The 22,901-nt window shown below is 37.4% G+C and carries 19 protein-coding genes; 1 reads left to right on the top strand and 18 read right to left on the bottom strand.

Annotation, left to right across the window (positions count from 1 at the left end; all coding sequences use genetic code 11):
- Positions 1-86: 86 nt before the first annotated feature.
- Entirely contained in the window at positions 87-2,519 is a 2,433-nt protein-coding gene (locus ACZZZK_RS01735; RefSeq protein WP_463482564.1) for a DUF4982 domain-containing protein, read from the bottom strand.
- 218 nt (positions 2,520-2,737) lie between these two features.
- On the opposite strand from ACZZZK_RS01735, the gene ACZZZK_RS01740 reads away from it, so the two are divergent.
- Entirely contained in the window at positions 2,738-3,634 is an 897-nt protein-coding gene (locus ACZZZK_RS01740) for an AraC family transcriptional regulator (RefSeq protein ID WP_463482565.1), read from the top strand.
- 91 nt (positions 3,635-3,725) lie between these two features.
- On the opposite strand, the gene ACZZZK_RS01745 is transcribed toward ACZZZK_RS01740, so the two are convergent.
- The 17 genes from ACZZZK_RS01745 to ACZZZK_RS01825 form a co-directional block, all read right to left on the bottom strand.
- Entirely contained in the window at positions 3,726-7,097 is a 3,372-nt protein-coding gene (locus tag ACZZZK_RS01745; protein ID WP_463482566.1) for a DUF5107 domain-containing protein, read from the bottom strand.
- Positions 7,098-7,111: 14 nt separating this feature from the next.
- The gene (locus ACZZZK_RS01750; RefSeq protein WP_463482567.1) at positions 7,112-8,461 is read right to left on the bottom strand and encodes a sugar porter family MFS transporter; all 1,350 of its coding nucleotides are present in this window, start codon (positions 8,459-8,461) and stop codon (positions 7,112-7,114) included.
- Position 8,462: 1 nt separating this feature from the next.
- The gene (locus ACZZZK_RS01755; protein ID WP_463482568.1) at positions 8,463-10,910 is read right to left on the bottom strand and encodes a beta-galactosidase; all 2,448 of its coding nucleotides are present in this window, start codon (positions 10,908-10,910) and stop codon (positions 8,463-8,465) included.
- Between the two features lie 275 nt (positions 10,911-11,185).
- Complete coding sequence (locus ACZZZK_RS01760) at positions 11,186-12,229, bottom strand: NAD(P)-dependent alcohol dehydrogenase (protein ID WP_463482569.1); 1,044 nt, start codon at positions 12,227-12,229, stop codon at positions 11,186-11,188.
- Positions 12,230-12,412: 183 nt separating this feature from the next.
- On the bottom strand, positions 12,413-13,060 hold the full coding sequence (locus ACZZZK_RS01765; RefSeq protein ID WP_463482570.1) for a hypothetical protein: 648 nt from the start codon (positions 13,058-13,060) through the stop codon (positions 12,413-12,415).
- Complete coding sequence (locus tag ACZZZK_RS01770) at positions 13,057-13,764, bottom strand: hypothetical protein (protein ID WP_463482571.1); 708 nt, start codon at positions 13,762-13,764, stop codon at positions 13,057-13,059. Before ACZZZK_RS01770 ends, ACZZZK_RS01765 begins: the two co-directional genes overlap by 4 nt.
- A gap of 27 nt (positions 13,765-13,791) precedes the next feature.
- Entirely contained in the window at positions 13,792-14,616 is an 825-nt protein-coding gene (locus tag ACZZZK_RS01775; RefSeq protein ID WP_463482572.1) for a hypothetical protein, read from the bottom strand.
- 12 nt (positions 14,617-14,628) lie between these two features.
- Positions 14,629-15,066 (bottom strand): hypothetical protein, encoded by a 438-nt coding sequence (locus ACZZZK_RS01780; RefSeq protein ID WP_463482573.1) that lies wholly within the window; start codon positions 15,064-15,066, stop codon positions 14,629-14,631.
- The gene (locus ACZZZK_RS01785; RefSeq protein WP_463482574.1) at positions 15,056-16,033 is read right to left on the bottom strand and encodes a hypothetical protein; all 978 of its coding nucleotides are present in this window, start codon (positions 16,031-16,033) and stop codon (positions 15,056-15,058) included. The genes ACZZZK_RS01780 and ACZZZK_RS01785 overlap by 11 nt, the downstream gene beginning before the upstream one ends.
- Before the next feature lie 4 nt (positions 16,034-16,037).
- The gene (locus tag ACZZZK_RS01790; protein WP_463482575.1) at positions 16,038-16,625 is read right to left on the bottom strand and encodes a YcxB family protein; all 588 of its coding nucleotides are present in this window, start codon (positions 16,623-16,625) and stop codon (positions 16,038-16,040) included.
- A gap of 118 nt (positions 16,626-16,743) precedes the next feature.
- Positions 16,744-17,385 carry a hypothetical protein gene (locus ACZZZK_RS01795; RefSeq protein ID WP_463482576.1) on the bottom strand — a complete coding sequence of 214 codons (642 nt, stop codon included), beginning with the start codon at positions 17,383-17,385 and terminating at the stop codon, positions 16,744-16,746.
- Positions 17,386-17,515: 130 nt separating this feature from the next.
- On the bottom strand, positions 17,516-18,457 hold the full coding sequence (locus ACZZZK_RS01800) for an XAC2610-related protein (RefSeq protein WP_463482577.1): 942 nt from the start codon (positions 18,455-18,457) through the stop codon (positions 17,516-17,518).
- A gap of 243 nt (positions 18,458-18,700) precedes the next feature.
- A complete protein-coding gene (locus tag ACZZZK_RS01805; RefSeq protein WP_463482578.1) occupies positions 18,701-19,612 on the bottom strand; it encodes a hypothetical protein in 912 nt (303 codons plus the stop codon).
- A complete protein-coding gene (locus ACZZZK_RS01810) occupies positions 19,602-20,672 on the bottom strand; it encodes a DUF6688 domain-containing protein (protein WP_463482579.1) in 1,071 nt (356 codons plus the stop codon). The genes ACZZZK_RS01805 and ACZZZK_RS01810 overlap by 11 nt, the downstream gene beginning before the upstream one ends.
- A 1-nt stretch (position 20,673) precedes the next feature.
- Positions 20,674-21,498: a hypothetical protein gene (locus ACZZZK_RS01815; RefSeq protein WP_463482580.1), complete on the bottom strand. Its 825-nt coding sequence runs from the start codon at positions 21,496-21,498 to the stop codon at positions 20,674-20,676.
- Entirely contained in the window at positions 21,495-22,316 is an 822-nt protein-coding gene (locus ACZZZK_RS01820) for a hypothetical protein (protein WP_463482581.1), read from the bottom strand. Before ACZZZK_RS01820 ends, ACZZZK_RS01815 begins: the two co-directional genes overlap by 4 nt.
- Before the next feature lie 33 nt (positions 22,317-22,349).
- Positions 22,350-22,874, bottom strand: a complete 525-nt coding sequence (locus tag ACZZZK_RS01825) for a hypothetical protein (RefSeq protein WP_463482582.1) — start codon at positions 22,872-22,874, stop codon at positions 22,350-22,352.
- Positions 22,875-22,901: the final 27 nt, after the last annotated feature.

Raw genomic sequence — 22,901 nt, forward strand, 5'->3', positions numbered from 1 at the left:
TTGCAACCAAATATGCAGAAACAATTTTTATTTGCCATCCTGTAGCCACCCGTCCAAATCAATCAAGAAAAAAAATCAAACTAAAGCTATTTTAATTTGGAAATAATTTCTGTTTGCGCTGCCTTTAAACCTCCTCCAGTTACGTTTAATTTTATTTTTCCTGGATTAACGGTCGACTCTACCAGAACCACCAGTTTTCCACTAAATAATTTCATGGTAGGTTTCTCAAAACTCTCTAAAGAAGTGGCATCGCCATTACACACAGCTTTAAATTTTCCATTACCGCTCACATCAAACTTGAGTTGTTGGCTGGCTGTAGGACATAGATTTCCGTCTTTATCAACGACCGAAACGGTAACAAAAGACAAATCTTTTCCATCTGCATCAACTACGCTCCGATCTGGAGTAAGTACAATCTTATAAGGCTTACCTGCAGTTACTATTTTCTCTTCCGCAGCTGGTTTACCCTGTGCATCGAAAGCTACAACTTTAAGCGTTCCCGGTTGATATTTTACACCCATCCACATCAGCCTGTATCTGTTTTGAGGAGAGGTTTTGTCTTTTTTACGAATACCAAGGCTTTTTCCATTCAAAAAAAGTTCAGCGCTGTCATAGCTGGTGTAAACAAAAACGGGTGTGGTTTCTCCAGTTCTATTTTCCCAATTCCAATGTGGAAGTAAATGCAATGTTGGTTTAGTTTTGTTCCATCGGCTTCGGTATAAATAGAACCGGTCTTTTGGCAAACCTGCTAAATCAGAAATTCCGAAATATGAACTTCTTGAAGGCCAGCTATTGTCGTAAGGTGTTGGCTCGCCCAGGTAGTCGAAGCCAGTCCATACAAACTCCCCGATCACCCATGGCTTATCATCCTGCATCACAAAATCATCATCGGGAAGATTAGACCAGCTGCAGTATTCCATATCATAAGATGAAGATTGGAAATCATCATACTGCTTATCTTTGGCCTTAACCACCGGAAATTTATAAACTCCTCGCGAACTTACTGTAGAGGCCGTTTCAGAGCCTAAAATAAAACCTTGTGGGAAAGCCTTGTTGGCCTCCTCGTAAAGATGCACCCGATAATTTAGTCCTGGAATATCAAGAAGTGCCCCGAAGCCCGATTGCATAGTAGCCTTAACTTGATCCATTCCTACAGTAACCGGACGAGTAGGATCTTCACGATGAAAAATTTCCTGTAACCATTTTGCCCGTTTAACCCCTTCGGCTCCAAACTGATCTGGCACTTCATTTCCTGAACTCCACATCACAATACTCGGGTGGTTTTTATTTGCCTGTACAAGATTTACGATATCTTTCTCAGCATCAGTATTGAAATACAAATGATAACCATTTTCTACCTTTGCTTTTGCCCATTCATCAAAACTTTCTGCCAGGAACATAAATCCCATTTCATCGCAAAGCTCCAATTGTTCAGGCGAAGGCATATTATGTGAACTCCTGATTGCATCGCAACCCATATCTTTCAAGATGGTTAGTTGTCTGCGTAACGCGGCCACATTAATCGCGGCTCCGAGCGGACCTAAATCATGATGTAAACAAACGCCTTTAAATTTTCGTACTTGTCCGTTTAAACTGAAACCCTGATTGGCTTTAAAACTAATGGTTCTGATGCCGAAACGAGTTTTAACGATATCTTTAACCTGGTCACCATCGTATACTGTAGAAACAAGCGTGTACAGATATGGGTTTTCGGGGCTCCATAATCTTGGTTCGGAAACGCGAATATTCTGATCTGCCTCCTGTCCAAAAAAAGATTTTGCAGTATCTACAGCAACCTGTTTACCCGAACTATCCAAAACCTGATTAACCAGGCGCAAGTTTGAGCCAATTAGTTTTGTTGTTACGTTCACCTTAGCAAATCCCTTTTCTACCACCGGAGTAGTGATGGTAATGCCCCATTGATCAATGCTTTTCTCTTCTTTGATAATGAGGTGAACATTGCGATACAACCCTGCACCAGGATACCAACGGGAAGATTTTGGCTTGTTATTAAGGTGAATGGCCAGCACATTATCTTTTGATTTCAGTTCATTGGTAATGTCTATATAAAAATAATTGTAACCATAATTCCACTGCCCTACTTGCTTTCCGTTAAGGTAAACCCGGGGTTCGCTCATTGCACCATCGATTTGCAGCAACACTTTTTGCGTTGAAGTAACGGCGGGAAGAGTAAGTTTTTTCCTGTACCAACCTTCGCCAATGTAGGGTAGAGCACCCGTTCTACCTGTTTTTTCAGTCGGCTTTTTTTCACCATTCTGCGTGATGGCAGTAACTTGTTTGTCTATTTCCTTATCGAAAGGACCAGAAATAGCCCAATCATGAGGAACCCGAACGCTTTGCCATTTACTGTCATCAAAACCTGGTGCAGCCGCATCGGCAAAAGTGCCTTTAGAAAATTTCCAACCATCATTAAGTGTGATTTGGTTTCTTTGCGCTAAACCTTGAAAATAAACGGATAAAAGAAGCGATAGGATTAAGATTACTTTGGATTTGAACATTGGCTTATTGCCTTTTACCGGCGTGGTTGTGGTTAGGATATATAGGTTTGTGAAGAAACGAAAGATTTCACAGAAAGTCAATTAAAATAAGTAAAACATGGAAATTGTTATATTTGCTATGCTTGAAGAATTAACCTAACAACATCAACCAACCATTGATCTACGCATATTTAAAAAAAATAATGCAAAGATACGATCATTGGTAGCGGCTATCCATTATGACCTATAAATTAAAATCAGACAAGAAGATAAAGGAGGGTTTTGTTGGCCAACAAATGATTGTTCTTCCACCGAATGTTAAAAATTCTGTTGTTAAGAATGATTTAATTAATCAGTTGTATCTCACAGCCATAGGCTATTATCCACATGCGATTTACCATAGCAGGGAGCGTAAACTCGGGTGTAGCGAATACATATTGCTCTATTGTATCACAGGGAGCGGGTCTGTAACCATTGAGGATCAAAACTTTAAGCTTAATCCCAATCATTTCATCATTCTGCCGAAACAAGTTGGGCATAAATACGCAAGTTCACAAAACAACCCGTGGACACTTTATTGGATACATTTTAAAGGCGCCAGTGCTGATATTTTTTATCGTCGATACTTGGAAAATATTCAAACCCCTGTTTTCTCTGCGTATGACGAAAAAAGATTTCGAGAATTTGAGATGATGTTGAAAATACTCGGGAACAGCTTTGAGAATAGAGATTTAGAAATTGTAAACTTGAGCCTACAGAATTTTTTGGCACATTTAATCTATTTCAAAGAGATTAATCCATCCCATACCGAATTGGATAAAGTTGCCAGATCGATTGCATTTATGAAACAAAATATTGCACTCAACTATTCGCTTCAGGATCTGGCAACCGCACAACACTTGTCTGTAACCCACTATTCCAGACTTTTCAAAGCAAAAACCGGACGTTCTCCTAACCAATATTTTAACGAGTTGAAAATACAGAAGGCTTGCCAGTTTTTATATTTTAGTGATTTGAATATCAAGGAAATCTGTGTAGAGGTGGGTTTCTCTGATCAATATTATTTTTCACGATTATTTAAAAAAATGATGGGCATCGCTCCTGCTATATATAAAAACCAACATAAACGGTCTTAGCAACAAACAAGAGCGATTAAAAAGGCAATAAAATAAGAGATAGTTGAGGCGACAAAAATGAAAAATCGAAGTAGATCATGTCTCTAATTAATTATGTACTTGCCAACTTTCCCAAACCTTCAGTAGCCAAAAGCAGCAAATGACTTTTCGCTCCGAAATGCATTGCATCCAAATCAATAATAGAATTGAAAGTTTTGACCGCTTCATCTATTTTCCCTAAACCCGCGAGTCCAAGTCCTGACATATACAAACAATGAATTTTATTCCGCACATTCAAGTCATCATCAAAAATTAACAGGTTAGGCAATGAAACAGCAAAATAGTCTAATACCACCTGATCTTCCTGATGGGTTTGTCCATAAGAAAGCAAATCATTAAAGATAATATTAGCTTTATCATCCTCTCCGAGTTTTCTCCAGGCCAAACCCTGATAAAATATTTTATCGGGCTGTTGGTCATTGTAAAACATTGCCGCCCCTAAAGCCGAATTTCCTTCAGTCGCCTTTTGATAACAAGCGATTGCAATGTTACAATATTCTTCATCGGTATTCGATTCACTTAACCTTTCGTAACACACACCTAACCAATAAAATACATCATTTTCTGCTGCGCCATATAACTTTCCTTCACCCAAATTGTGTGGATATGTCTGCGCTTCCTGAAGCAAAGAAAGTGCATGATCATACTTACTTTGCATACCATAAGCTTTGGCCATTTCAATTAAGGCGTACAAGTATTGACCAGAAACTTTGCCTTCACCTCCTTCCCATGGATGAAACTTTCTGGACATGATTAACTCGTAGGCCTTTTCATGTTGACCGATAAAATTATAGATAGACAATCGTTCCAAATACAGATCATCACGTTGCAAGACTATTTCTAAATGTTCCTCCAGAAATTTCAGGCGCTCAGTAACTCCATAGTTCAATCTTTTGTACAACTGATCGAGTTCCATCAATACCCGTGCATCGGTTTTATCTAAATTAAAGGCTTTTTGAAAAGAAGCCAATGCTAAATTCGGCTGATTAAGTTTGTTAAAATAAGCAATACCGAGATTTCTATGAGCAGTGGGAAACTGATCGTCAATCGAAACGGACAGTTCCCAACTTTTGATGGCCTCATGGTATTGACGTTTATCGTACCATAAATTACCTAGATAATACGGTGCTTTAGCATCTAATGTTTGATTGGCGATGGCATATTGCAAAACCTTAATATCCGTAAGTTTATTTGGAAAACAGAGATAGGAATTCGCTTTAGAAGCGAGTTCAACATAACGGTTTGCAATCTCGATCGTTCCAGATTGAGCAGAGAACCAAGCGAGGTAATAATATACCATTGGAGAAGTATTTCCATTTCTTTCGGCCAGTTTTAAAAACCTGCCGGCTTCTCTAAATAATCCTGCAGCCGCATAGTCGATGGCATATTCCAACAAATTATGTTCAGTACCCCGAGATAAAATCAACACTTGATTAAGATTCAGATTGGCTTCCTCGATATTGCCGATTGCCTCATTAATCAAATACCGTTCAAACCTCGCCCCTAAATTAAAACGATCTTTTTCTATAGCGATTGAGCAAACTAGCAAGGCTTTTTCATAATCTTTTAAATATCGTAACACCGTTGCTTTCAGTGCCCAGGCTTTGCTATTTCCCATGTTTCGGTTCAAAGCCTGATCTATATGTTCATCAGCCAGCTGATAATCTCCGCGGAAAACATCAATTTGGGAAATAGAGAAAAAGGCGGTATCCTGCCATGCTTTACTCCACGTAGCTTTATAAAAAGCACTATATGCCTCGTTAATTTGATCCTGATATTTTAGACAAAAGCCCAAATTGTAATAGGGTTCGCTATCGTAAGGATTGGGGTTTCTACCTATTGATGTTGCAACAGCATTTTGAAAATAGGGTTCGGCTTTTTCAAACTGACCTCTGCGTAAATACCAAAGTCCGAGTGCGTTGTTGTTGCGCAAATCAGACGCATCTCTGTTTAAAGCTTCTTCATAGTATGGAACCGGACTGAAAGTAGCGTGCCTGTACTGCTCCAAATGTTGACCAATCAAAAAAAGCTGTTCATTGCTCTTCGCTTCTTTCGGCATTAAGGCTGGCTTAGCCGCTTCTGGCATCTCATTTTTTTTGTTTTCAGCGGGCTGATAACGAATCAGTTCATTTCCCTGCTCATTCAAAACCTGAAACAACAGCTGTTTCTCATCAAAATCAGCCTCAATCGCAATCGAATCCTCGAAAATTTCTTCGGGTTGAAGATTTACCTGATTGTTGTAAGGCAATTTGCCTCCAATGGAAACGATGATTTTACTTGCAGGCTGAATAGAGGTTACCATTATTTTAAAGTTGAGTTTACTTTCTTCAGCAGTTACAGTGAGTAAGATATCTTTTGTTGCATTTTTTACTTGTCCAAGTTCGCGATAAGGCAGAAAATATTGGGTAAATGTTTTCTCCTCGTAAGGCATCAGCCAGGTAAAATCAGGTTGATTATCAGTGAATACTCCCGTCATCAGTTCAATATAGGGCCCATCTTCATCAGTAAGGTTCCTATCCCAAGCTTGCCCGAAATCACTATAACCCCAGGTCCATTGTTTTTTTCCTGGCGAAACATGGTGATTGGCTACATGCAATAGCCCCCCTTTTGAGTCATGCTCATAGCCCCCCATAAAGTTGTAATCGGAGTTGATGGCCATATATGAGGTTGGAACGGGAATGTTTTTATATCTGGAAATATCTGTTCCAGGAGAATAGTCTACTTTGTAATATGTTCCTGTTGCAATTGGGAAGGAAGAAACATCACGTTTGCCGTGGTCGAAAACGGCATTCACATCCGGTGGGAAAATGGATTGATAATCATCGTTAACTTTTACGGCTGGATTTGCCCACCACAAAAAAGTTTGCGGTAATGGTGTCCTATTAAACAATTTGGCCTTAATCTCCACGTATGCCCTATCTGAATACAGGGTAAAACCGACCAATCCCTTCGTTCCAAACATCCTTTCCACCTCATTTATCCACACAGTTTTGCTTCCATCACTGTTTTCGCTGGTATCAAAATCAATCGCTTCGAAGGTGCTTGGTCTATGGTGCTGAGGCCAATTGAATTCAATTCCGCCCGAAATCCACGGTCCGGTCAATCCAACCAGCGCTGGTTTAATCACCTGGTTATAATATACAAAATGACGTTTTTTTATTTTATCGTAAGCCATTTGGATACGCCCACCCAATTCGGGTAAGATCATAATTTTGATATAACGATTTTCCAAAAACAAGCCTTTGTAGGCCTTGTCTGTTTTTTCATCTTCAATCTTTTCGATTACCGCGTTTGGATACACCACGCCGCTACTCCCCTGATAGACACGTTTCTCGAAAAACATAGGATTTTTATCAGGTTTACCGATACCGTAAGTAGGAATGATCACTTCTTCCTGCCAAACTTTTACCTCTGAAATACTCATTATTGATGTTAATTTTAATGTCCTACAAAAGTGCTTTCCAATTCCTCTAACGTTTTTCCTTTAGTTTCCCTTACCTTTTTCAACACGAATAAAAACCCAAGAAAGCATATCACCGCATACAGGTAAAAGGGCCCATAAGTACCGAGTTTTTCGGCTAAAATTGGAAAGGTGAAAACTAGAATAAAATAAGCTCCCCAAAGCGATACAATTGCTACAGAAGAAGCGAGCCCTCTAATATGATTGGGGAATATTTCAGAAATCAATACCCAGGTAACCGGCGCCAAAGAGCTGGCGTACATACTAATCGCAATGAGGACGAAAACAGAAACTAAACCCGCAGCGGCACCACTTTGTAGCAAATATGCCAGTATAATATAGGTAATCGATAAACCAATTGAACCGAAAAGCATTAAAGGTTTCCGCCCGAGTTTGTCTACCTGCCACATGGCAAAGAACGTAAATACAAGATTTACAATGCCGATTGCAACGGTTTCAAAAAGCTGCCTATCTAAGCTGGCCCCAACAGATTCAAAGATGGTTGAAGTATAATTGAAGACGACATTGATTCCACATAATTGCTGAAATACTGCAAGGGTAATCCCCACCAAAACTGCAGGGCGTACCGCTTTTGCAAAAACAGCTGCATAACTTTGTTTCCCTGTATTTTCAGCATTGGAACGCTGAATATCATTCATTGTTGATTCTACGTATTGGGGGGTCCCAATTTTGTTCAGGATGGCTTTTGCTTTTTCAGCTTGCCCGGAAACAATTAACCATCTAGGGCTTTCTGGCAGCCAAATCACGCCTAACAAAAATAAAACTGATGGCACAACGCCCAAGCCAAACATCCATCGCCAGGCATCAGGTCCAATATCTGCGAGTTTGTAGTTAACCAAATTGGTAATCAATATTCCAATAACAATAGTGAGTTGATTGATGGCCACATTTCTTCCTCTTACTTTTGCAGGAGATACTTCGGCAATATACATCGGGCTCAACATCGACGCCATACCTACACCTATACCTGCCGCAAACCTCATGGCTACAAATACGCTTAAGGTTGTGGAAAAAGCCATGCCAACAGATGAAACAGCAAACACGATTGCAGCGATTGCAAGGCCTGGTTTTCGCCCATATCCATCTGCAATTTTTCCAGCAGCGAGGCAGCCGACAATACAACCTAAAGCCAATGAGCCCGTAAGAAAACCCTCCCACCAGGCATTAAGCAGAAATTCAGTTCTTAAAAAAGGTAACGCCCCTGAAATCACCGCGAAATCAAAACCAAATAAATATCCGCCAAGCGCTGAGATAAAAGAAATTCCTATGATATAACCATTGTGAAATCCAGTATTTGTCTGTGTCATTCTATTTTATTTTGATGGTAAAAGTGTATTCTGGAACAAAGGTTAAGTGTTTAATATCGACTAATTTAGAGTCCTTTTCAAACTTAGGTAGAGCCTGTGGTAACAGATCTACCAAGTATGGGGCTGTTTTGTAAATAGGCCTGAAATAAAACTGAAGTTCATTTGATTTCGACTGCCCGATAAACTGCTTCAAACCAATATTCCATGGAAGCCCTTTAAAGAAATCATCTGCAACAAGCGTATTATCAAGATAAGCTAAGCCAACATCACCCAAGTAATCAATATTTAGAAAAATATCATTCAATCCCTTTTCTAAAACCGGCAGCTTAACCTGAACCTTATCTTCTGCTGTTAAATTTTTATCCAATACAGGACTAACCTCAGGAACTGAAACCGTGTAGTCATCAGTAGGAAAATTATCCTTCTGGACCTTCATCTCAGAAGTATTTTCAAAAACTAAACTTCCCTTGGGATAGACTGATAAACTAAAATTCGCTTTTCCTAAAGAGAGTAACTGCAATTGATCTTTATCTTTTAAAATAATGGCCTCAGAAAAGCAAATGGCTTTTTGATCATCAGCTGATATTATATAGGATTGCAGCGCTTTTGCTTTTGAAATGATTAAGACCTTGGTCTTTTTCCCCGCCAGCTCTATGCTGACCTCTGCGAAAGACTTTAGATCTGGTAGAATTTTGATTGTGTTCCCAGCTTGCGAAACCTTACAATTGCTGAGGTTAACTATCTTAAGCCCTGCTGATTTTGTAAACACCAACTCTGCAGGTTGTTGCCCATTAGCGAAAAAAACGTAATAAGGATTTACACCATTAAACTTGGTGAGCAGCTGGGCAGTTGCATACTTAAGGTTTGCCCCGTTAATATTGAGGTTAAAGGGATATATAGCATTCTCTCCACTTTTTATATTGACTGGAATAGAAATCTTTCCGGTTTTGGTATTGAGGTTTACTACTAATCCAGATTTATCGGTCGGTTTTGCATCATCCTGAAAGTTATTGATAAAAAGAAAACCACTGTTTCCATCAGACCTTACCGAATAGCGTAACGTTTCTAAGTTTTCTGGTTTAATTTTCTCATTATCTGGCGGTAATGTGACCGCCATCGGAGCCAGAAGATAGCCAAATTCTTTCAAGAAGAAATGGATCAGTTTTAAGCGGTGAAACGCCGCCCTAATCTGCCCATACTCACCAATAGGAGCCTGAAAATCGTATGAAATCTTCGGGTAACCATAAGTTTCATCACTAAAATAAAATTCACCTCTTGGTGTAGACCCACCATGATACATGTAATAACCCAGGCCATTGGCCGCACTTCCTAAACACCTATTAATTAAGGCATCCATACTTTCTGCAGCAACGGTGGGTCTTCTACTGTAGGTGCTCATAATTCCTGAACCAAGCTCTGCTGCAAATGCCGGGTAAGCTTGCGGATTATAACTTATCGGAGCGTAATCGGGAACTTTGGTCATATCCTTATACAAGAAAAAAGGTGAAATATCGGCCTTCTCTGTCCATGTTGGATAAGCATAAGCAGCAGTAACGGGCAGGCTTTCATTTTCAACGATTGCAGCATTTCCCCAACCGGTAGCGGTATACAATGGGGTTATTATCCCGTTTTTAATGGCAAGACTTTTAAGCATTTTCATATGATCCTGACCAAGTGCGGTATATGGATTTTTAATATCGGAAACCGCTACACCCTGATGGGTAACAGCACGATCTCTTGCTGAAGCCGTGAAATCGTAAGGCTCTCCAGGATAAGATATTCCCCATGGCGCAGCAGAGTGCTGGTATTCGTTTTCTAACTGCGTGGCTACAACGGGGCCGCCATCTTTAAAAAACAGCCCTTTCATTTGTTTACCAATTTCATTATACAGCTTATCTACATGGGCCAAATATCCAGCATCATTGGATCTAATTGAAAATGGCTTTGACAGTAACCAGTCTGGCAAACCACCGTTTCTAATTTCTCCATGGCAGAATGGCCCGATCCTGATGATCACCTGAACATCGTTCGCTTTGCATAATTGAAGAAACTTTCTGAGATTTCTGTTACCAGTCCAATTGAAGCTACCTTCTTTTTCTTCATGCATGTTCCAGAAAACATAGGTAGCAATCATAGAGATGCCACCTGCCTTCATTTTCTTAATAGATTCGTCCCAATAATTTTCAGCGTATCTGCTAAAATGAAACTCCCCAGTAATTGGAATTATAGCCTGATTATTATAGGATATGAAGTAGTTGTTTACCTCGATTTTATTTCCTTGTGGATCAACACCTCCCAGATTAAGTTGACCATTAACAATCTCTTCTGCGGCATTGGAAATATCAATATTATAATTTTTTTGCTGTGCTGAAGCAAAGTTCAGGAAAAGGGCTGACAGCAAAAACGCCAAAGCTTTCGGATAGTATATTTTTTTAATGCTCAGAAACATGTTTATAAATGGTATAAGCCAAAAATAATTGTACCGAACATTAATTCACATGGACGAGTCGCTACATAAAGATGGACAATCTTATCATCATAAATTTTAAAAAAAATATAAATTGAACCAAGAGGCAGATCGCTTTATCAGCTGAAGCGAAGCTTTTTGTGAGAGAAATATCTAATAATGGTAAACTAAAGCTAAACGAGAATGAATGTCGATTTATAACACAAAAAGCCCAGTAAATTAACGTCTACTGGGCTTCGGGCTTAAATTTCTGTTTTTTATAGCGTTGCCATATCAATTACAAATCTATAACGAACGTCTCCTTTTTCCATACGTTCATAAGCAGTCTGAATGTCTTTCATATCGATCATTTCAATATCAGAAACGATGTTATTTTCCGCACAGAAATCTAACATCTCCTGAGTTTCGGCAATGCCTCCAATCCCGGAACCTGCCAAACTTTTTCTTCCGCCTAATAAACTAAAAGCAGCAATTTCTGCTGGTTTTGGTGGAACACCTACGCAAATGTGCACACCGTTAGTTCTAAGTAGCGATAAATACATATTGAAATCATGTTCCGCTGAAACGGTATCCAAAATGAAATCGAAAGTTCCAGTAGCCGCTTTAACCTGTTCAGCATCTGTAGTCACTACAAAATGATGAGCACCGAGTTTTTTCGCGTCTTCTTCTTTTTTAGGCGATGTACTTAAAACCGTTACCTCAGCACCAAAGGCTACGCCGAATTTAACGGCCATATGCCCCAAACCACCTAGCCCAAGAACGGCAAGTTTATGTCCTTTACCTACTTTCCAATGGCGTAATGGAGAGTATGTAGTGATCCCAGCACATAACAGTGGAGCAACAGCTGCAAGATCCAATTTATCAGAGACATGCAATACAAATTCTTCTCTTACCACGATTGAATCAGAGTAACCGCCATAAGTGGGAGTTTTCCCGTCTCTTTCCAAGCCATTGTAAGTTTGGGTATTTCCTTCCAGACAATATTGTTCCAGATCTTGCTTACAATTTTCGCAAACCTGACAAGAATCAACCATACAGCCTGTTCCAGCTAAATCACCTACTTTAAATTTCTTTACGTGGTCTCCAACTTTTATTACTCTACCTACTATTTCGTGACCAGGAACCATCGGAAAAATTCCAGGAAACCAATCATTTTTAATTTGGTGTAAATCTGAATGGCAAACGCCACAGAATAAAATTTCAAATTGAACATCATGTGGTCCAACTTCCCGGCGTTCGAAATTCCAGGGTGCTAAATCTGTACCTGGGTTTTGTGCCGCGTATCCTTTTGTTGCAATCATTTTTTAAATTTTAGGTAATTATACTTCAACAAAAGTAATAGCAAATTGTTAGTCGTCTTGCATCAATCAAAGTATTACTTACAAAATTCAAACAATCAGTGGATTGATCTCAAACTCCTCCAATAAATAGCTATAACCAATACAGCGAAGGTATTGACACATCATTCTCCGCCTGCAAGTCTATTATCCTGCAATTAGCTGTTTTTTAACTTGAAGATGGTGACCATCCCATAAAAAAATCCATGTCCACTGGTATTCTTCACAAACCTCTTCCTCATCCGGATGCTGTTGTCTATAAACATCATCAGAATTTGTTCCATAAGAAATGATGACTTCTTTATTTATTACCTTAATGGAATAGATATAATAGCAGCCATCATCTTTGATATGATGGGTATTACTGATGTTATCTTTATACTCCAATTCTTTCAAATTCAAATGCTTAAAAAGATTTGAGAACTCAGTTAAATCCCAATAATCGTATAATCTGGAGAAGTGGTGGATTAACATTTCTTCGGTTAACTGATTATTATTGGCTGACCGTTGTAGATCAAAATCTGGGTTTACCTCAGAAATAATTAAAGCAGTATCTCTTACGGGGAATAGAAAAAAGTTCCCTAATTCTTCTGGATTTTTATTTTCTAGCGCAGATTGTAGCTTCGTCAACTCTTCAATCAATTTATGTTGATTGAGCATCTTTCCTTCAGCTTTTTTAGAAGGTAAAACATTTGCGGTATCTTCAACTGTAACTGTCTGGTTCTCTGTTTTTTTACTTTCAGTGCATGCAATAAAAGAACAGCTTAATACTATTACTATAATTAAATTCTTCATTCTATTTTGCTTTTAAAATAGTGAAATGATTTTGTTCTGCCGTTTGCTTTGTCAATTTTAAAAGCTTTAACAATAAAGGTTTGATCATCGATCCATTTTATTTTTTCTACTGCCCAATTTTTAGTTTCGAAGCTCGAGTATTCTCTCAAAAATTTTTGTGGCTGTTGTCTATCTCCCACTTTTAACAGACCAATAAAGCAACTATTAGGGTCGTAAATCCAGTTATAAAAGTAAAGAAAATACTTGCCATTAGGAGATGCAATGGGCGTTTCTACTGCGCCATCACCTATTGAAATTATTTGGTATTGGTAAGCTGTGATACTATCAATTAGTACCATGGTGCCAAATCCTAAATTTTCTGAAGTTGAATTATCGCTAAGTGCATATATTTTCAGCTTTGAATAGTATCCTAAATACTCATAGCCGCAAAAACCTCCTGCTAACCCATAATCTTTGTACTTTTTTAACTGGAAAAGTTTTTCTTTCGTTAGAATAAGATGATGTGTTTTTGATGGTTTAAGTAAGGGTTTCGAAAATTGTTTAGCTGGTTTAATTTGATCGAATTCGGCCTGATTGCTTTGCTCGAATTTTATTTTTGGAAGCTGATCATAAGTGGCTATAAACCCTACTGAGATAACCTTTTTCTGCTGCCCCAAAGTGGTTATTCCATAGCATAAAAACAAAATTAAAGTGAATCCTTTCATAGGGTTAATTGAGCTTTTAACTCTTAATTAATATCCGGTAACCAATAAATTTTTAGATGCTTTTAAACTGCACTTCTGAAATTTGGTATAAGCCATAGCGCCTTTGGTGCGGATTTGATCGGCAGTTCCACCAGCAATATAACTGCTCAAAGCATCGTGTAAAGTATAAGCTTCGGGCGCCATTAATCCGGTTGTCCACAGTAGTGGATTTGCTTTTGCCTGGCTTAAATGGGGTGCAAAATATTTTTTGCTGATGCAGGCCAAAATAATGGCATCTCGTTGTTTGCCATCAGCGTTGCTAAAATTTTCATCCAGCTGAAAATCCATTAAACCATCATGGCCTATGTAAGCCACCATTTTTGCATTACCGTTTATCCCAATGGTTGTTTTATTTATGTTGATAGTATCTTTCAACTGCCCCGCGGCACTATAAAGAAAATCTGTAGTTGTTTTTTTAATGTATTGCCCGTCATACGCATCTGCAACGAGGTAGTAATTTTTGCTAACGTGTTTAAAAACCAAACGCTCCATTCGTATTTTATCCAACTTTTGCGTTTTCAGCAACTTCCACTCTTTACTCTTTTTGAAATAGCTCCTGATTCCATTTGCACATCCCCAATACAAATTATTATCGGGATCTTGGCCATTGCCAATGGCTTTTGGTACAGGAACAATACCTTGATATTTGTTATCGCAAAGCGCTACAAAAACATGAATAGTTTTGGTAGCTGTATCGAACTTGGATACATTAACATCGCGTTTGTTATTCGCTTTAATAGGTTTGGGCTCACTTTGGCAGCTTGAAGCCAAAAGACCAAAAACTATGCACAGCATTAAATATTTCTTCATCATTTTATTGCTTATTTATTCTTGTATAGCTTCATTATTACCTATCTCCAGCATTCCCGTGATGGCCGCAAAAACTATTGCCAATGGCAAAAGAGCCGACAAAGCGAAATTGAAAAAGTAACTAATATAATCATGGAAATTGTATTGTTGAAAAGCCTCGATCAATGGATCGTCTCCAGTGTTGACAGCAATCCAAATCACCAGCGAGATCACTAAAAATGGCACCAAGAACCTAAAGATGAAATGTGGCGCCAATAAACCTGCATGATCGAAAAATTTAATGATATAACAATAAACAACTACACCAACTAATATAGCTGGGCTAATGCTAAAAAAAAACAGGCCACCATAACCGCTATTTAACTCAGGATTTATGAATACATAAATCAGAAAACCAATGGTGGTTGTTAATGCAATTAAAAAGGCTTTAATAAATGACAGCTTAATTTTCATTGCTATTTTTGGGTTTAATGATATAATAAACATCATCTTCATAGAGGAGTGCGTATGGCAGATTTTTAGGTTTATAGTAGCCAAAATTGTATGTAGGATACTTCCCTTGATCGTTTTTTGGCTTTTCATTCTGGAATAACTTCGCCTTAATTTTAATTGTATCTGTTTTATAAAATAAATTGATGTAAGCGAACCCATACCAGTTGTTTTTTTTCACCCGGTTTATTTTTTGATAATCAGCAACATAGACGATTGAATTGGGTTTATCAAAGGCTTTACTATCAGGAACCAGATTTGGTAGCTGAGCATCAGGGAGGTCATCAAGATTTACATATAATTTCTTACCATAAAGTGCAACCCATTTTCCGTTAATTAAAAATATGGCCTTATCTATTTCACGGTTTCTATTTGGATCATCGTACTTCCATAAGCGATCGAATTTGAAATAGAACACGTCTGTAGCTTTTTGATTTAGTCTGGAAAATTCCTCTTCAACTTTATCTTTCGGCCAGTCAACACTGGCATTAAGCTCAATGTATTTTTTAGTGGTGGTATCGCCATCTAATATCCAGCTTGAATATGCTGTGTTTTGCAATATATAATCGCCACGGAGAATAGTACTATAATCGTTGTTGAATGTAATGCTATCGGCCACATTTCCTAAGCTATCTATTTTATAAAATGATTGTTTCCTCTTATCTTCATGATGTTTAATAAGAATGATATTCTTTCTTGAAGCGAAATAATAAGGCTTCGAAAGATTATCTCTGTAGGAATTTTTGAAAAGACGAGTCACACTGTATCTTTCCGTCTTTACCCCTTCTGGCAGCAATTTATATTGGCTGTCTTTCAACTTGAAATCAGGTTGTTGGATGAAATTGCGAAAAAAATATCCATAGACAATACTTAAGATAAAGCCGGCAATTGCCAGTATGATTACTAGAATATTTTTCCTATAAATAGTCATTACATTAGTTCTTTATCCAAATTTCTGCCCCATTAAACTTCTTTGTTTTAATATGTTTTTGTTCCATTAAAAACGATCTAAATTCTTCCAACTCAGCAATACTTAAAAACGATGACTTGGGCAAAATTGAATGCTTTCTGCCCTGAAACAGCATAATAAACTCTTCATTTTCAGCTTTCTTGGTAAATGCTCCCCAATACACAAAGCCATCTCGATTGCTACTACTTTCTTTCTCAACAAGCTGCTGTTTAAAAGCCAATCCTTCTGTAAATAAATTAATGGTAAAATTACCTCTGTAAAATGGGCTTTGTTTAAAAGCATAAATTGGCAGGTAATAATAATTTAGCGCAACAGCGAGCAGCACAGACAACCAAATTAAACATGTTGCTAGCATAATGTTCTTTAAAGCTTTTATAAGCAGGATATTCGATGTAGATGGCTCAGATATAAACCAGCATGAAATGCCTACCCCAAAAATAAAACAGCTTAGAAATAATAAAAAGAACTTCGCCCGTGGCGTTGGGAAAACGTTAAAGCGGTAAGCTCGTTTAAGCTGGTCTTGAGTGTAAGCGTAATTTAAAGTGATTTGCATTTTTTTGGTAGGTTAATTTATAAAGTAGGTCGTCATTGCGAGGTTACGAAGCAATCTATCCCGCAAAATAGATTGCTTCGTCATGCTTCCTCGCAATGACGCTACGGTGAAAAAGTATCTACTCCACTTCCTGCCATTTCATGGATAATTTGGCCAAATACAGGGCAAACTGCTGTTTCTGTTCTGACGTTTCTAGCTTTTGGATTAAACCTGCTGATCTACTACTCCAATCCATATAAGCTTGTTCCTTTGCATCAATTTCGGCTTTGTTTTTATTTTTAAAGGCAGTTGAATACTCTTTTAAAAGTGTCTCGAAAGCAGCGAAGTGCTGATCAACCTCTGGATTACCGAAATCCGGTTTTTCCATGGCATTGATTTTATCAATTCCCTTTTGTCGGTTTTCTTCGGAAGTTTTCACTAACTCCTCTGTGCTCGTTTTTTTCTTTCCCGCAAAAATTAAAATAGAAAAAAACAGTGCAAGCGAGGCCAACGAAACCAAGGCGTATAGGCCAGTTTTTCCTCCATGGCCCATCCATTTCCTAAGGCCGAAAAACAATAGTGCAAGCCCGAGCAAAACCATTGTTACCGCCAGACCAGTATTTCCTAAATAAATAAATACAGGATATAAAATGCGGGGAATGTTGTAGTTAGATTGAGGTTGAAAATACAATGTGCCTTGACTAAATATTCCAGCGCCAATAAATCCGATCGCAGCAGACTTTATTCGCTCGGCATTTTGAATTGCCTTATTATTTTCCATATTCGAGAGTTTTTTTATTGAAGATAACCTCCTTTTCTATTCTCTTTATAGATAATAATTATTCGCTCTAGCCTTGTACAAATGTGTTGCTCTTGCTTTATTATTCGCAAAAAGCACTGCATAACATTTTTTATTTTTTCTTTTCGGTTTTAACCAATACAGATTTTCCGTTTTCGATTTTATAATAAGTGAAATGCGTGTAGCTGTCGTTTTCGTAAACCCTTTCTTCTTTCACCAGAAACAGTTTTCCATTTTGCCAGCGGTAATATTGGGTTCCTTCGTTTCCGCTTCCATCTGCATCTATGGTTTGGGCTTCTTTTTTAACGGCATCAAAAAATATCACACCTAAATCATTCAACTGTTTGCTTTGGATAAATCCACGTTTTTCGGGTTGATAGATAAAATACAGGAAAGAGTAATCGCCTTTGGCTACGCCTGGGTAATAGATGGGGATTTTAATATCGAGGTAACCATCAAAATTCAGATCCTCGAGCAAAACTTCGGCTTCTTTCATAAAAACATCATGAAAATCTGTAAAAATCCAGCGCTGGCTTTTGTTTACGAAGACCTTGAGCAAAACCAGATTGAAATAATATTGCGCATCGGCTGGAAGGTTATCTATCTTCGCTCGGTTTCGGGAGTACTGAAAAACGTAATTGGAAGGATTAAATGCCTTTAAATTTTCTCTAGCTGTCAGTTTTACGGTTAGATATGCTGCGTCTTTACCAGGTTTTTGCCAACTGCCGCTCAAATAAATCTGGTCTATATAATTAAGTCTGAATTTCCCTGTGATTTCATATTTCCGCTTTGCGATATTGTAGGTGCTTTCTTGCAAGTTGAGTTCGCCATCTATTAATTTGCCCTCGAGAATTATTTTCTCGGTATTGCCATTCTTTTTGTAGTAGTATTCGCCAGCTATACTATCGTTCTTTTGGTTCATTTCCAATTTCATTTCTATCGGATATTTATCGATCAATCCAGTGAAATTTATAATTGAAGTAACTTTGGCATCTTGCGCTTTTAATTCAAAAAAAGACAGTGCTGATAATAGTATGATAAGTATTTTTTTCATTGTTTGTTTTCTAGTTTATGTTGTTTAATCCTCCCACTTTCTCCTCAATGTCATTAAGTTAAAAAAGCTTCGTCATTGCGAGGGTCGATTTTTCATCGCCCGAAGCAATCTCCTTTTCGAAAGTAGAAAGCTAAACAGCAATGAGATTGCTTCGTTCCTCGCAATGACGACCGCTTTAAAAACCTTGGCTTAATTAAGCGGGACACATGACCCATATCTTTCTATTAGAGAATGTCAATCGTTTTAAAAATCGAACCATTCTAAAATATACGCTTCATTTTTTTCCTCTGCTCCTTTATAAATCCCAATGGGTTTGCCGTAAAACAGTTGCATCGTCTTGGCATCAAATTTTGCTCGACAATTATCTATAGTTAACCTGCAATAAACTTTTACCGGCACCAGAAACTGGCCCTCGTTGTTGGCATTATAACCTCCATAAACTCTCTCGTTTTTATCAGCTGTTGTAAAATAATATTCGCAACGATTATATTCGATAGTCCTACTTTTAATACTGTTCTCGAATTTCTCTTTACCGTTTGCACGGTAATATTCAGCGGGATTATAATCTGCTAACTTCGAGGGCAAGGCCGTTAATTCGGCAAGAGTTAAAGGGATATGCACAATAAAATACAGGAAGTATTTATTCGTCTCGTGTTCAATAAAGTAACGTTTTCTTTCATACCATCTCCCTTCATTAGATTTTTCAAGTTCTTTTCGCTTGGCTACATACGTTTCTTCGTCTTTAATTATTTCCTTTTGATAGTTGAGCTTTTTAAAAATTTTGGGGTCAAGATTTTTCGGGTCGATATTTAATACATATTGCGCATTGGTGTAAACAGACCTGCCTTCCTTGTAATAACTGATGTAGGCGTTCCAACGTGGAATACTGCTCATCCAACTCACATCTAAAACTAATGGCACTAAGTCGGAAGATTTAATGGCGTATTGCTGATCACCAATTTTTGCTATTAAAAAATCTGTTTCTACATTAAAATCGGGCATAAAATCGCCAACTGGTTTACGCTGTTTAATTAAACCTAAAGGTTCTACAGGAACTGTGCTCGTTTTCTCTTCCATTTTTGTAGGTTTTACTTCTTGCCCGATGCAACTGAACGAGACAAACAACATGAAAATGGCAGTTATCTTAAATTTCATATTGTTTGTTTATTTTTTCTTCGGGTTTGGCACTAAACAAGTACAACACCATTAAAAAGAAATATTCTAAAGGTTTCATTAAGATATAAACTGCGTTTGAAGCCTTGGCTGTAGTAATTTTTTTTGATAGCGGATAGCCATATTTATCGTAAAAACCTCTAATCACTTTGTGTAAACGAGGTGCGTTTTCTTGTATCAATTCTTCAAAAGCATTGGCAATTAACAACTGTCTGTTCACAATAATTTCGTGCCCATGTCTTTTGCCAAGCCGTAAAGGTTTTACAATTGCAGGTGTTCCGCAAACAGCAACTGTACAGAGGTAATGCCCTTTATGGTCTAAAAATGGAGGATGTGTTTTTTGCGAGAATGTCCAGGTAGTGGTTTCTGTAAACACTTTAGTTATAGAATTGACATGTTGCCCGAAGAGTATTAAAATAGCTGTTACTATGGCGAAAACTGGCAAAATCATCAAAAAAATCCATAAAGGAAGTACTTTGGCTTGGGCTAGTTTTTGGTTTAGCTGGTTTAGATATTTGTTGCGATAAATTTTAGTGGGCGAAAATTTAATTTCGTTGCTTACAATTTTGTTTAAAATGATAATGCTTGTAACAATGTAAAAGAATGGTAGTGGTACAAAGAAAAACTCTCCTTTATTGTGTATTGTATTACTACCCGTTTGAATAAGAACAGACAAGCTTATAGGCAGACCAATAATCACAAAAACTACACAGATTGAAAATAGCAAAGGCGGCAAATTATTGCGCTTATACCAAAGTTTAATTAGGCTGAAAATGGCAAGTGTAAAAAACACCAAGAGTGTTGGCAAGTGCTTGAAAGCGAGTGGCGTATAGCCACCATCTACCACATCTATTGAGGTATAATAATCATCGCCATTAAAAAGCCAGATCATACCAAATAAACTAATAGACAGGATAAAAAGACCTATAAAAATAAACTCCCCAACCACAATTGCAGGTTTTGCATTTTGCCTTACCTGCTTGTAAAACAGATAGCCAGCATTGGGGCAAATAATAAAAAACAAGATGATGATTACCGTCATTTTAATTCGCTCTTGGTGCTTCTAGTTCTTTCTTATCTGGATCGATACCATCAATATAAAAACCAATTTTATAAATATGTCTAGCAAAATCATTTTCCCATCTAAAAGAAAAATTAATACTTTTCTGCTGTAATTTTTCGATGTATGCTTTCGAATAAGTTAAACTGGCAATCTGTAGCAATTCATTATCTACCTTTCGCAACCTAAACCTGTAAGATCCATATCTACCATAACCACTAATTTGATGGGCCATATCAATTGCTTTCTTATTAAATGCATCCGTGGTTTCTATTGGATCATGGTTATGCGTTACCGGAAACCCATCGACCAATATAATACCATAATTTTTTACTTCCCTGTCATTCAATTTGCTGTCATTAACCTGCATTTCAACGATATAATCAACACCTTTATATTTAACAGTGGAAAGGCTAACCAAACCATTTTTGGAACGAAAATTTTTACCATCATTTGAGTTTAATTCCAATTTTGGGCACATGGAGATCACCTGTTTAATAGGTTTAAAAAGTTCAATTTTGATATTGTTATATGAGATAGAGAATTTATCTCCAAATATTTCGATCCTATCTTTTTGCAGTTTAAAAAGTGATAAGGCCCAACTGTAGCTGACCTCATTAAAAGGTTTGGGTTTGATACTATCCGTATAAATAATTCTTACCGGATCGTATTCATAGGGGTTATCGATGCTATAAACCAAACGAGCAAGTTCATCGGCTTTTTTATATAAGCTGTCTGTTTTAGTTTGGGCCGTAACAATTTTTGCTAAGCCAAATAAAATGAATAAAAGTAAGCCGATTTTTTTCATTTCACCTTGGTTAATTTCATTTGATATAAATCTACATCAGAGATATTGTATTTCCCCGTAAGCTCTTTGAGTTTACCTGCATCGAATAGCATTTTCGTATTGTTCAAAACCTGATAGCTCCCTTTTGAATTTGTGGTATCTGCTGGTCTGTTTGGCCCATCAAAAGTGCTATTATATTCGCAAATCATATTTATTTTAAATGGTGATTTTTCTGCATCAAACCTCACCTCTATCATTCTCCTAATCATTCCCTCTGGAAGATTTTTAGCACCAGTATAGGCGTTGTCTACAAGCCCTTGATACTCGCTGTAAAACGGACTGCACCTATCTGTTTTACACCATTCTCTAAAACCATCTTTAAGCAAATAAACGGTATCAGCCTGTTTGGTAAAGGCTAATTTCCAATCGCTATTTTTTAGCAAAGCTGATATATCAAATGTTTGGTTGGTTCTTCTTAAAAAAATAGTATCAATTTTATATTTCGCACCTTTTGATTGCCCACCGCCTCTTGTACTATACATTGAAACTGCATCTTTTTCAAAACCTTCTTTTTCTACCGGCTCAAAAACCATTAAGGGAGGAGCTTCCATAGCAAATATTTCAGTCAACAAAAATGCATTGTAACGCTCTTCAGCAAGCTTAAACCCTCCATTTTTATCTGTTAAAGCTTCTCCAACCTTGCAATTGGCAATGGGGTTTTTATCGTAATCTACAATTACGCCAGTAATTTCTGGCCGCCTAAGCCTAGAGATGCATGATTGCTGGCTTACAGCTATAAAGCTGAGAAATAAACAAATTAATGCCCTAATTTTTATCATAGTTGAAAATTAAGCGGTAAACGTTAGCACAGTTTAATTTAAAATATCACTATGTATTCTTCCAATCTCATCGTCAGTTGTCATAAAATCGTATTTATCTGAGAACACCCAATATTCATTACTTATTTGTGTATCCCTGTAAAGTGTGAGATGAAAAGTTTTTATTTTCTTATTCACTATTGTCAAACTCATACCTTCTCCATAACCAGAATGATGAGAATTATAGTCTTTCATTTTTAGTATTTCATTTTTCAGTTCTTTCGAAGAGAATTTGCTAAACACATCCTCTTGGTGGTAAATTTTAGTACCTACATCACTTACTATCATTTTAACTTCGTTTCTAATCTTTTCTATCATATTTGTATAGATGTTGTAGGTTAAAAAGCCAAAAAAAATCGCATTGAATATTAATATAATTCCAACTTTTCTGTATTTCAAAAACTTGATTTCGAACTGCGAAATAAAGGCAATTGAAAAACCAATAAGTCCAAAAAAAACTGAAACGGCAAAAATCAATTTTATAGTTAAGTAGAGTTCAGAATATTCATCTATGCTCATTTTTTTAAACGTTTTTCAGTTTCGATG

The organism is Pedobacter sp. AC163, from assembly GCF_979258665.1.

Bases quoted from the DNA above. Each gene is read 5' to 3' on its own strand.
- ACZZZK_RS01735 (WP_463482564.1), bottom strand. From the start codon at position 2,519: ATGTTCAAATCCAAAGTAATCTTAATCCTATCGCTTCTTTTATCCGTT.
- ACZZZK_RS01740 (WP_463482565.1), top strand. From the start codon at position 2,738: ATGACCTATAAATTAAAATCAGACAAGAAGATAAAGGAGGGTTTTGTT.
- ACZZZK_RS01745 (WP_463482566.1), bottom strand. From the start codon at position 7,097: ATGAGTATTTCAGAGGTAAAAGTTTGGCAGGAAGAAGTGATCATTCCT.
- ACZZZK_RS01750 (WP_463482567.1), bottom strand. From the start codon at position 8,461: ATGACACAGACAAATACTGGATTTCACAATGGTTATATCATAGGAATT.
- ACZZZK_RS01755 (WP_463482568.1), bottom strand. From the start codon at position 10,910: ATGTTTCTGAGCATTAAAAAAATATACTATCCGAAAGCTTTGGCGTTT.
- ACZZZK_RS01760 (WP_463482569.1), bottom strand. From the start codon at position 12,229: ATGATTGCAACAAAAGGATACGCGGCACAAAACCCAGGTACAGATTTA.
- ACZZZK_RS01765 (WP_463482570.1), bottom strand. From the start codon at position 13,060: ATGAAGAATTTAATTATAGTAATAGTATTAAGCTGTTCTTTTATTGCA.
- ACZZZK_RS01770 (WP_463482571.1), bottom strand. From the start codon at position 13,764: ATGAAAGGATTCACTTTAATTTTGTTTTTATGCTATGGAATAACCACT.
- ACZZZK_RS01775 (WP_463482572.1), bottom strand. From the start codon at position 14,616: ATGATGAAGAAATATTTAATGCTGTGCATAGTTTTTGGTCTTTTGGCT.
- ACZZZK_RS01780 (WP_463482573.1), bottom strand. From the start codon at position 15,066: ATGAAAATTAAGCTGTCATTTATTAAAGCCTTTTTAATTGCATTAACA.
- ACZZZK_RS01785 (WP_463482574.1), bottom strand. From the start codon at position 16,033: ATGACTATTTATAGGAAAAATATTCTAGTAATCATACTGGCAATTGCC.
- ACZZZK_RS01790 (WP_463482575.1), bottom strand. From the start codon at position 16,625: ATGCAAATCACTTTAAATTACGCTTACACTCAAGACCAGCTTAAACGA.
- ACZZZK_RS01795 (WP_463482576.1), bottom strand. From the start codon at position 17,385: ATGGAAAATAATAAGGCAATTCAAAATGCCGAGCGAATAAAGTCTGCT.
- ACZZZK_RS01800 (WP_463482577.1), bottom strand. From the start codon at position 18,457: ATGAAAAAAATACTTATCATACTATTATCAGCACTGTCTTTTTTTGAA.
- ACZZZK_RS01805 (WP_463482578.1), bottom strand. From the start codon at position 19,612: ATGAAATTTAAGATAACTGCCATTTTCATGTTGTTTGTCTCGTTCAGT.
- ACZZZK_RS01810 (WP_463482579.1), bottom strand. From the start codon at position 20,672: ATGACGGTAATCATCATCTTGTTTTTTATTATTTGCCCCAATGCTGGC.
- ACZZZK_RS01815 (WP_463482580.1), bottom strand. From the start codon at position 21,498: ATGAAAAAAATCGGCTTACTTTTATTCATTTTATTTGGCTTAGCAAAA.
- ACZZZK_RS01820 (WP_463482581.1), bottom strand. From the start codon at position 22,316: ATGATAAAAATTAGGGCATTAATTTGTTTATTTCTCAGCTTTATAGCT.
- ACZZZK_RS01825 (WP_463482582.1), bottom strand. From the start codon at position 22,874: ATGAGCATAGATGAATATTCTGAACTCTACTTAACTATAAAATTGATT.